The organism is Nocardia yamanashiensis NBRC 100130, from assembly GCF_001613325.1.
Classification (GTDB): domain Bacteria; phylum Actinomycetota; class Actinomycetes; order Mycobacteriales; family Mycobacteriaceae; genus Nocardia; species Nocardia yamanashiensis.
Genome location: NZ_BDCD01000007.1, coordinates 306,056 through 316,141 on the forward strand (window position 1 = coordinate 306,056; position 10,086 = coordinate 316,141).

11 protein-coding genes are annotated in these 10,086 nt (G+C 65.7%); 9 read left to right on the plus strand and 2 right to left on the minus strand.

What is annotated here, in order from left to right; all coding sequences use genetic code 11:
* Positions 1 to 123 precede the first annotated feature (123 nt).
* The gene (locus NY1_RS08140; RefSeq protein ID WP_067709995.1) at positions 124 to 1,467 is read left to right on the plus strand and encodes a hypothetical protein; all 1,344 of its coding nucleotides are present in this window, start codon (positions 124 to 126) and stop codon (positions 1,465 to 1,467) included.
* Positions 1,468 to 1,592: 125 nt separating this feature from the next.
* Positions 1,593 to 2,513: a CE1 family esterase gene (locus NY1_RS08145; protein WP_067709997.1), complete on the plus strand. Its 921-nt coding sequence runs from the start codon at positions 1,593 to 1,595 to the stop codon at positions 2,511 to 2,513.
* A gap of 59 nt (positions 2,514 to 2,572) precedes the next feature.
* Here NY1_RS08145 and NY1_RS08150 read toward each other — a convergent pair whose 3' ends face one another.
* Complete coding sequence (locus tag NY1_RS08150; protein ID WP_067709999.1) at positions 2,573 to 3,046, minus strand: nitroreductase/quinone reductase family protein; 474 nt, start codon at positions 3,044 to 3,046, stop codon at positions 2,573 to 2,575.
* Between the two features lie 82 nt (positions 3,047 to 3,128).
* On the opposite strand from NY1_RS08150, the gene NY1_RS08155 reads away from it, so the two are divergent.
* From NY1_RS08155 to NY1_RS08190, 7 genes are all read left to right on the plus strand, one after another.
* A complete protein-coding gene (locus tag NY1_RS08155) occupies positions 3,129 to 3,758 on the plus strand; it encodes a TetR/AcrR family transcriptional regulator (RefSeq protein WP_067710000.1) in 630 nt (209 codons plus the stop codon).
* Between the two features lie 43 nt (positions 3,759 to 3,801).
* Positions 3,802 to 4,137, plus strand: a complete 336-nt coding sequence (locus NY1_RS08160; RefSeq protein ID WP_067710001.1) for a hypothetical protein — start codon at positions 3,802 to 3,804, stop codon at positions 4,135 to 4,137.
* Between the two features lie 318 nt (positions 4,138 to 4,455).
* On the plus strand, positions 4,456 to 5,601 hold the full coding sequence (locus tag NY1_RS08170) for a hypothetical protein (RefSeq protein ID WP_157762109.1): 1,146 nt from the start codon (positions 4,456 to 4,458) through the stop codon (positions 5,599 to 5,601).
* A 119-nt stretch (positions 5,602 to 5,720) separates the two neighbouring features.
* Positions 5,721 to 6,536 carry an SAM-dependent methyltransferase gene (locus NY1_RS08175; RefSeq protein ID WP_067710006.1) on the plus strand — a complete coding sequence of 272 codons (816 nt, stop codon included), beginning with the start codon at positions 5,721 to 5,723 and terminating at the stop codon, positions 6,534 to 6,536.
* A gap of 109 nt (positions 6,537 to 6,645) precedes the next feature.
* The gene (locus tag NY1_RS08180) at positions 6,646 to 7,131 is read left to right on the plus strand and encodes an MTB12 C-terminal domain-containing protein (protein ID WP_067710008.1); all 486 of its coding nucleotides are present in this window, start codon (positions 6,646 to 6,648) and stop codon (positions 7,129 to 7,131) included.
* A 15-nt stretch (positions 7,132 to 7,146) separates the two neighbouring features.
* Positions 7,147 to 7,884, plus strand: a complete 738-nt coding sequence (locus NY1_RS08185; RefSeq protein ID WP_067710010.1) for an ABC transporter ATP-binding protein — start codon at positions 7,147 to 7,149, stop codon at positions 7,882 to 7,884.
* A complete protein-coding gene (locus NY1_RS08190; protein ID WP_067710012.1) occupies positions 7,881 to 8,720 on the plus strand; it encodes a hypothetical protein in 840 nt (279 codons plus the stop codon). Before NY1_RS08185 ends, NY1_RS08190 begins: the two co-directional genes overlap by 4 nt.
* Here NY1_RS08190 and NY1_RS08195 read toward each other — a convergent pair.
* Positions 8,717 to 10,078, minus strand: a complete 1,362-nt coding sequence (locus NY1_RS08195) for a cytochrome P450 (protein ID WP_169815317.1) — start codon at positions 10,076 to 10,078, stop codon at positions 8,717 to 8,719. The genes NY1_RS08190 and NY1_RS08195 overlap by 4 nt on opposite strands.
* Positions 10,079 to 10,086: the final 8 nt, after the last annotated feature.

The window sequence follows — 10,086 nt, forward strand, 5'->3', positions numbered from 1 at the left end:
CCGGCGCGTCGTCGACGACTTGCCTTGCCGGGAACAAGATTTCGCGCGCGGTTCTTGACCGGGCGGGTGCGTCGCCGGACGATCGAAGCTCATCACAATCGGCACGGACGAAGCGAGAAGCCGATGAGCACCACCAGCTTGAACAGTGGAAATCTGCTGCCGCCGGGCGGCGCGAACAAGGGGTCCGCGCTGGGGGCGGGGAACTATCTCAGGGTGGGTGACTACTTCTTCAAACAGGGGCCGCGGTCGGGGTTCTACGCCGTATTGCAGGGCAATGGGGATCTGCGGTTCTACTTCGCGAAACCGGGGGCCACCGGGGGCGCTTACGCCGATATCGATCCGAGCCAGCCGTATTACTCGGTGGTGGGCGATGCCGGGTCGGCGCATATCGACAAGAGCTGGAAGTTCAATCCGGCGCAGACCAACGGGCAGTACTTCGCGATCATCCAGGCCGACGGCAACTTCGTCATCTATCGCGGGACCGGTCCGGCCGACAATCACGGGCCCTGCTGGGCCACGAATACCTGGCAGCAGGGGCCCGGGCCGAATTATTGGGCGGTGTTCGCGCCGGACGGGAACCTGCAGATCGGTTCGGCTCCGGCGGGGGTGGTGCCGGACAACGGGTTCAATCCGACGTATATCACCTGGAATTCGAGCCAGAGCTATGCGGCGAATCGGGTCACCGGCGGGAGCAGTCTGCAGGCGGGGCAGTGGATCGCGCGGAATACCGTATTGCCTTCCGCCAATGGCAGATACGGGATCAGCCTGGCCGATACCGGGGCGCTCACGCTGGTGTGCGGGACTCCGCCGGGCAGCGGCATTCAGACCGGGCGGCAGGCGTATTGGAGCAATCGCATCGCCAAACCGGCGTTCGCATGCTTCGCGATCATGCAGAGCGATGGCAATCTCTGCGTCTACAAGGGGACCGATCCGGGGCACAATCAGGGCTTGTACTGGGCTATCTCGACCAAGGCCCGGCCGCAGGGCAGCTATGTCGCCACGATCACCGACGAGGGCACCCTCGCCGTGTTCGCCGGGACCGATCCGAATACGGGCGCGGTCTCGTTGTGGAACAACGCCGCGCCCGCGAACCCGACCGCCAATGTGCTCACCATCGTCGCCGGCAACAATCAGACGGTGCACGGCGGCGGCATCGGGATGGACTGGGTTTCGGCCGCGCCGCTGTCGGTCAAATACGGCAAGGGCAATGGTGTTCCCTTCGCCGGCGTGCCGATCTACTTCTCCCCCTATGCTCCCGGCGGCGAGGCGATGCGGATCTCGTTCGACGGCAATTCCGAGCAGGCGTACGCCTCCTACACCACCGACAACAGCGGCATCGCCACCACACCGAAGGTCTGGGTGTTCATCCTCAGCACCGCCGGCACCACCTTCGATATACGGGCGGCGATCGGCGGGTACAACGGGAATCCGTTCACGGACTTCATCATTCACGGTCTCGATCCGTAGGTTCCAGTCCGGGATCGCCGTCAACGCCGCCGACAAATCCGAGCGATCGTTTCGAAACCGTCACAGGAACTAGATCACCCTGTTACCTTCCCTCACGAAAGCTATTGAGGGACAGGTGATTCAGTTTGTCACTGCATATTCGGCGTTTCGCCGCACTACTATTCGCGACGATCGCGACGGCCACGCTGGCCGGAACCGGAACCCCCGCCACCGCCGAGCCCGGTGGCGGCGACGTGGAAATCCAGGATGAGCAGGTGGCGGAACCGTCGGCGGCCTGCTCCACCGCCGACACCGCCGGCAAGCGCATCACCATGCAGACCGACGACGGCCGCCCCTACCTGGTGTACGTGCCCAAGGGATTGACCGGGGCCGCACCGCTGATCGTGGCGGTGCACGGCGGCATGAGCTCACCAGACAAGTTCGCCGGTGAGACCGGATTCGACGGATATGCCGAGAGCAAGAAGTTCATCGTCGCCTACCCGCGCGGCCCCAAGGCCGAAAGCGGCGGCTACGGCGGCTGGGACTGGGCCAAAGGCTCGGCCGATGTGACCTTCCTGCGCAAGGTGATCACCGGCGTGACGGGCAAGTACTGCGTGAACCCGCACCGCGTGCACATGGCCGGCCATTCCAACGGCGGCCAGATGACTTCCCGCATGGCCTGCGATTCCGCGGGCACCATCGCCTCCGCGGCCACCTTCGCCTCCTACTTCCCCGGCGGATTCGACTGCTCCCCCAGCCGCGACATCTCCTTCGGCGTCATGCTCGCCGCCAACGACGCCCTGACCTGGCAAGCCGGCGCCGAATCCAACCGCGACATGTGGCGCATGCACAACAACTGCGGCGCCAAGACCACCGAATCCGGCTACCAGGTCAAGAACGGTGAAAGCTACGCCTGCGCAACCGGTTCCGAAGTCGTCTACCGCCTCTACCAAGACCAGCCGACCCCGGAACAGGCCCACAACTGGCCGACCCCAACCGCAAACCAAAGCTGGAACGCCGACATCTTCAACCGCATGTGGAAACTGTTCGTAGACAACCAGCTTTGATGCGTCGCCGAAAGTGACATCTACATAGCAGGATTCGGGCGGGGTCTGGCGTGCGAGCGTCAGGCCCCTCCTATGTCAGGCGCCGAGGCGGTATCGATGCGAATGAGCTTGGTGCGCACGGATGCCGCCCTGATGTCATCGGGATCGGGAAGCCCGTCGGCGCCTCGGCGAACACCGTAGTAGCGCGAATCTCCAGGCACCGCATGGAGAAACGCGGACAGGCTCTCGGCGACGGCCGACGGCTCCGCGACGACGGTCGCGCTGCCCGCGACCTGCCGGCCGGCGACGAGCAGTTCCACGGCGGCGTTGTCGCGCAGGTTGATCCACCATTTGCTGTCGGTGTAGCAGCTGAGCTGATCGCCCTGCCGGACATATCGGACCACGGCGGTGTACCGATTGCCGGTCTTACGGCCGTTGAACATCAGCAGCATGGTGTTCTTGCTCATCAGCCGATGCGCACGCGACCGCAGAATCCGCTCGGCCATCCAGTTCACGTAGCCGGGCACGGTGGGCGGAGTAGTGGATGTGCTCATGGTTTTGTCCCCCAAGCTATTTCGCACATGTACAACAAGCGAGGCTACCGGCTGTTGTACACGTGTCAAGTAACTTGGTGTGATGGCCACACGACGAATGAGCCCCGAGCACAGGCGCAACCAGCTACTCGACGTCGGCGCCGAGCTCTTCGCCGAAAAGCCGTACGAGGACGTGCTGATGGAGGACGTCGCCGATCGCGCCGGCGTCACCCGCGGCCTGATGTACCACTACTTCCCGAACAAGCGCGACTTCTACACGGCCATCTTCCAACGCGCCAGCGACCGCCTGCTCGCCACCGCCGACATCGACGACGACCGCCCCTTCACCGAACTCCTGGAAGCCGCCGTCGACACCCACATCCAGTACTTCCTCGACAACGCACGCACCGCCGCAACCGTGAACCGCGGCGCGCTCTCCGGCGACCCAGCGATCCAAGCCATCATCGCCCGCGAACTCGACACCGTAGGCCAACGCCTCCTCGACAAACTCCAACTAACCGGCCACGCACGCCACCTAGGCGCCCTCGCCATCCAAGGCTGGCTGGTCTTCGGCCGCACCGTATGCGTCGAATGGTCACAGTCACAATCGATTTCCCGATCCGAACTAACCCAACTCTGCCTCGCCGCCTTCACCGGAGCAATCGAACCCGCCCTCACCCTCCGCGACCGGAGCGACCGTTCTCGAGCTCTTCCGGATATACCGGCGTACTAGCCTGCAGGGGCGCACAGTACGGCCATGTCAGTGAGGATGCTCGATGCCGGTGGAAACGATTCCCATGTGGACCGACGAGGGGACCATGGTGAGCCTGTGTGATGTGCTGGGGCGATTCGAGGCGAACGATTGGCGGTGGCGGGTCGAAGAATTCGAAGGGGTCGGGCGGTTTCCCTTCGGTGCCAGTTGGGCCGAATTCGATGCCGGTGTCAAGGCCGGGGGTGTGGTGTTCGATTGGCCGGGAATCCGGCGGTTCGCCGAGGGCTTGGAGCAGATGATCGACGGGCGGATTGTTGCCGTCGATGCCGATGGCGCGGTTGTGGTGCGGATCGAGGTGTTCGACAGTACCGAGTACGAGATCGTCTCCGGGCCTTGGTAGAGGACGCCGCGGTCGTTGCGGATGTCGTCGAGATCCAGTGGGTGCGAGTGGATTACGGAGACCTGGGCGGCCCAGGCGGCCTCGATCCGGTGCAGCGCGTCGCGTACGTCGGTCCATCCCGGCAGGCGCCAGATAGCCCACTCCCGGCACGCCAGACCGAGTGCCATTCTGGCCTTGTAACCGATCTTCGCAAGTGCGCGGCCCAGATCCGTTGGGAACACGTCGAAGTCGCCGAGGCGCGTGCCGATCTTGTTGCTCCATGGGAAGTCCAGCGGAGCATGGGTCAGGCGGCGGGGATGTGAGCCGGGCGCCGGCGGAATGGCGGGACTGCGCGCCTCGCAGCAGCCGGTATGCGAGACTGGCGCCGTGCAGGCCAAACGTAGGGTTCACTTTGTGGGCAGCTTGCCCGCACAGTTGGACAGTCCCGAGCAGGCTATGGCGTTCGCCGTCGATACGGCCGGTGAGTTCCTCGACGGCATGGTTCCGGGTTGTGAAGCCGACCCGTATCGCGCTCAGTGGTACATCAGACCGATCATCGACCGGCTCGGCGAGATTCCGGCGCTGGCGCCCGTACGCAGTGGTGACTGGTCTTCGCTGCGCTCCCGCGATACGTTTCGGCTGCGGCCGGGCCGATCGCTGGTCGAAGCCGATGTCGATAGCGCGCTCGGCTATGCGAAGGAGACCCGACGGGCCTTGGACGCGCTGGCCGAACAGCGGCGGACCGATCGCGGACTTCGCTTGCAGGTGGGGATCCCGACACCGTTCGTCGTCGGTTTCATCGCCTTCGAGGCGCGCATGCTCAGGTGGCGCGGCGGCTTCCCCTACTACCGCCCGATCCTCGACGCCACCGTCAGGGAGATCGTGCGCATCCAGGAAGCGTTGCAGGACAACGTCGTATTCCAACTCGAATTGGCCGCCGAGACCCTCCTCTGCGCGGCCGCACCCCCGGGGCTGCGGCAGGGCGCGGCCAGCGCGGCCGGCCGGGCGATCGCACGCCTGGTCACACGCGCGCCGCACGATTCCCGATTCGGTGTGCACCTGTGCTTCGGCAGCCTCGACGACAAACCGGCCATCCGGCCGAGGTCGACCGCCCCGGTTGTCGCACTGGCCAACGCGATAGCGCAGCACTGGCCCGCGGGCAGGCACCTCGATTTCATCCACATGCCCATGGGCGACGGCAAACAGGCGCCGGTCCGCCCGCGGTACTACGCACCGCTGGCGCGCCTGGAAGTGCCGGCCGGCACGCGCGTGGTCGCCGGGCTCGCCCACCCGGAACAACCGCTCGCGCAGGCCCGCCAGGCGCTGTCGATGGCGGAGTCGGCCTACGGCGGTCCCTTGGATGTCGCGGCCCCGTGCGGCCTGGGCCGATACGCGACCGTCGACCGCGCACGATCCGCGGTGGCACACGCGGTCGCGTTGGCTGAGACAGTTCCGAGCCCGACCCGCGACGGCGGCGGAGAATAGGTATTCGTCGGCCTGCCGGGGCGTGTCGAATCATGTTGCGCCGGAACGCGGTACACCCGAGACTCGACCGGGGCGGCAATTCGCGCACACCCGGCGTGGCGGTCGGCTACGGTTAGTCTGTGGCCGAAGGTGCAGATGGACCTGCCGCGTCGGAGCTTAGACGGAAACCGGACTCGCTCAACCCCGAAGAGGTGAGCTCCGCCCGGGTTTACGACTACTTGCTGGGCGGGAAGGACAATTACGAGACCGACCGGGCAATGGCCGGCCGGATGCTCTCTCAGGTGCCCGAAATCAAGACTTTGGTCTGGTTCACCCGGGGTTTCCTGCTGAAAGCGGTCGAGATGGCCGCAGATGCCGGTATCCGTCAGTTCCTCGATCTCGGTTCCGGGATCCCGGTCTCGCCCAGCGTGCACGAGGCGGCCCGCGAGATCCAGCCATCGGCGCAGGTGGTGTACGTCGACTACGACCCGGTCGTGGTCACCCATTGCGACGCGCTGCTAGCCGGGCCGCCCGGAGTCACCGCACTGCTGGGCGATATTCGTTGTCCCGGTGAAATTCTCGATCAACTGCGCGAGCGTGCTCTGATCGATTTCAACGAGCCGGTCGCCGTCATCCTCTCCGGCGTGCTGCATTACGTGCTGGACGACGAACGCCCCGCCGACATCGTCGCCGCCTTCCGTGATCAACTGGCACCGGGCAGCTACCTGGCGATGAGTCATGGCTCCTCCGACTCGGACCCGGAGATACTGCGGGTCCTCACCGGCACCAACAACACTCCGGCCCAGGTCAAATTCCGGTCCACGCCGGAGACACAGGCATTCATGGACGGCTTCGAGCTGTTCGAACCCGGCGTGGTGCCGGTACAGCAGTGGCTCCGCCCCGGCCTGCCGACCACCAGAATGGTCATGCTCGGCGCTATCGGGCGCAAACCCTGAGGAAGCGGCCCCGAGCGCGAGTATCCTTTGATGCGCCAATTTCGTTGCTGGCTCCCTTCACATTCGAGCGTGCATCATGCACTGTCCCAGTTGATCAGAGGATGAAGAGATGAAGTCCTTCAATATCGTCGCTGGTGTCGTGTCGTCGATCATGACGGTCGCCGTGGCCTCGACCGGCGCCTCGATTGTCAATGCCCCGGCCGCCTCCGCCGCCCCCGGCGGGTTCCTCATCACCAAAGACGTTCCCACCGTGGACGATCTCCACGACCAGGTCGTGTTCCTGATCGAAACGCCCGGCGTCTCCGACGAAGCCAAAGCGGCCAATATGGAAGGCGGCATGGGCGCGGTCGCGGTCGCGAACGCCCTCTACAACACCGGTCTGTTCCGCGCACCGTACGGTTCGAACGAGATCTCCGGTCCGGAAACCCACGACGGCAACGTGCACACCGCAATGCTGCGCACCAAGTCGGTCGGACGACCGGATATCACCGCGCGTGTGGTCTGGAAACGAATCGACGGCGTCTGGAAACTCTCCAACAGCTCTGTGTGCGAGGGCATTCAGGCCGTAGGACTGTCGATGTCCTGCGACTTCTGACCGGCTCCGGGCACCGTGATCGATATTCGTGACCTCACCCTGAGCTACCCGGGCGTGACCGTCCTCGAAGTCCCGGAACTCACCGTGGCGGACGGGGCGGTCACCTACCTGATCGGTCTCAACGGCACCGGCAAGACCACGCTGCTGCGGTGCATCTGCGGCCTCGTCACGCCTGCCGCCGGGACCGTGCGAGTCGACGACACCCCGGTGCGAGCTCATCACACCACCCCCGCCACACTCGGAATGCACCTGGACTACCGGGCTTTCGACCCACGCCACACCGCACGCCGGCATCTGCGCTGGATCGCTCGTGCCCGTGGGCTGTCCACCGGCCGCGTCGGCGAGGTGCTCGAACTCGTCGACCTGGTCCGGGTCGCCGATCGCAGGCTCGGGCACTATTCGCTGGGCATGCTCCAGCGCGTCGGCATCGCCGCCGCACTGCTCGGCGAGCCACGGACCCTGCTCCTCGACGAACCGCTCAACGGCCTCGACGTCGCGGGCATCCGCTGGATCCGCGAACTGCTGCGCGATCTGGCCGCGGCCGGGACCTGCGTCCTGGTCGCCACGCACCTGCTCGACGAGGTCGAACGCAATGCCGACCACATCGTCATCCTCGGCAACGGGGGCGTGCTGACCGACCAGCCCTTCACCCAGCTGATGAGCACACTGGAGCCCGGCGAGACCAGCCTGGAAGACGCCTACGTGCGCATCGCCGGCCTGCCCACCCGTGTCGTGTCCGGCGCGGCCTCATGAACGGTCCCGGTCCGGCCACTCTCATCGGCCGCGGCGTCGCCGCCGAATGGACCCGCACCACCGGGCGCAGTTTCCTGTGGACGGTCGCCGTTCCGCTCACCTTCGTCCTGCCGCTGGCCGTCACCTTCGGAATCGCCGCTGTGGCAGAACGACTCGCCACCCTCCCGGGACAGCGTTTCGTGTCCCCGGTGTCCACCGTCAACTCCGTGTACTGGGTGATGACCTTCTCCGTATCGATCATGATGGTCACCGCCGCCTACGCTCACGGCACCCAACGACGCGGCCCGACCAACGATCTCAATACTTTCCTGTTCCCCCGGCTGTGGACGGCAGCGCTGGCCCGCTGGATCTACTACGGCGCCATCGCGGCCATATCGACGGTGGTGCTGCTCGTCGTCGTCATGGTCACGCTCCCCCACCAGTTCCCGGAACTGTATGGGGCCGTGGACATCACCGATTCGGCCGGAATCCGCTTCCTCTGGACCGTTCCGGTCTACGCGTTCGCCGCGTGCGGAGTGGGCATCGCGGTCGGGTCGCTGATCCGCGCGCCATCCGCCGCCGTCGCCGTGCTCCTGTTCTGGGTGTATGTGGCCGAGGCCGCCATGAACCTACTGCCGCACGGATTCACCCTGCAGGCCTACGCCCCGTTCCTCAACGCCGTCGCCGCGACCGGCCAGCAGGTCGCGTTCGTGCCCCGCTTCGGGCGCACCGGGTCGTTGTTCTACTTCATCCTGGTCGCCGTCGCCCTGTTCGCCGCCGCGGCCGTGCTGCCCGTCCTCCTGCGCCGGATGTCCGGATATCGCAGGGCGACGCTCACCAGATCACGCAAGACCTAGCCGAGGTTCACCGGCTCGGTGGTCGCGATCGCTCTCGCCACGGCGGGGCGGACCTCGAGCGGAAGTTCTCGCATGCCGGGGATCGGCCCGAAGGCCCGCCCGTGATTCTTGGTTGCGACCGGGTGGAACTCCCACTTCGACAGCAGGCTGTGGAGCGTGGCCTGCAGTACCACCCAAGCGAGGTTGCGACCGACGCACATTTGATTGCCGATGCTGAACGGGACGAAGCCCCTGACCTTCGACCCGGACTTCGACCACCGATCCGGGTCGAAGGTGTTGGGCTCGGCGAAGATTCGCGGGTCGCGGTGGACGGCCGCGATGCTGTATCCGATGTCGGTTCCGGCGGGGAAGGTGAATCCGTCGAGTTCGACGGTGGTGACGCTGCGCCTGGTCTGCAGGATCGGCGAATGGAAACGCGTGACCTCGTTCAGGAAACAGTTCAGGTAGTCGAGCTGATCGAGTTTCCGGGGGTCGAGCCCTTGCGTATCGGCGACCTCCTGCCGCAGTTTCGCAGCCACCTCCGGACGCTGCGACAGCTCGTACAGCGACCAGGTCAGGGTGGCGGTCAAGGCGTCCATCCCGCCGAACAGGATCGTCACGGCCTGCTCCGACAAGAACTTGTCGCTCCGGTGTTCGGCGCCAGGGGAATTCAGCAGGACGTCGATCAGGTCGCTCCGGCGCTCACCGCTGCGCCGGCGCGCCACGAGCAGGTCCTGGCAGAAGTCCCGCAGTCGCGTACCGGCCGACAGGAAATTGCGATTCACCGGCAGGGGCAGGCTCGCCACGCGCTTCGGCAGCACACTGCCGACGATGGCGCCCGCGCCGATGCTGTCGATCAGGCCCGAGATGAGTTGCAGTTCACCGGCTTCGGGTGCGTGCGAGAACATGGACTCGAGCAAGACGGTGATCACCAAGTCCAACAGCACGGAACGGGCCTCGATGAGCTGGCCCGGCTGCCAGGAGTCCGCCAGCGCATCCGCGTAGCGTTTCGAGATCGGCGCGTAGCCTTCCAGCTCCGTGCGATGGAACGCCGGTTGCACCAGGCGGCGAATCTCCTTGTGCTGCTGGCCATCCGCGACGATCAGCGATTCCTCGAAAATGAGGCGGATGCGTTCGAAGAGGAGACCGCGCTCGTAGGAGTCGGCGTTATCCACCAAGACCTGGTGGAGCAGTCCGAAATCGGTGATGACGTAGACGACGCGGGTGCCGATATCGACACGCACGATCTTCCCGATGCCGGCCAGCTCCACCATGAACTGGACCGGATCGCGCCGCAGCCGCCAGCCGTGGCCGACAACCGGCATCCGCCCGGGTCCGCGGGGGACGTCACGAAGGCACCGACCGGTCGGGTCGTTCATGGCCAACT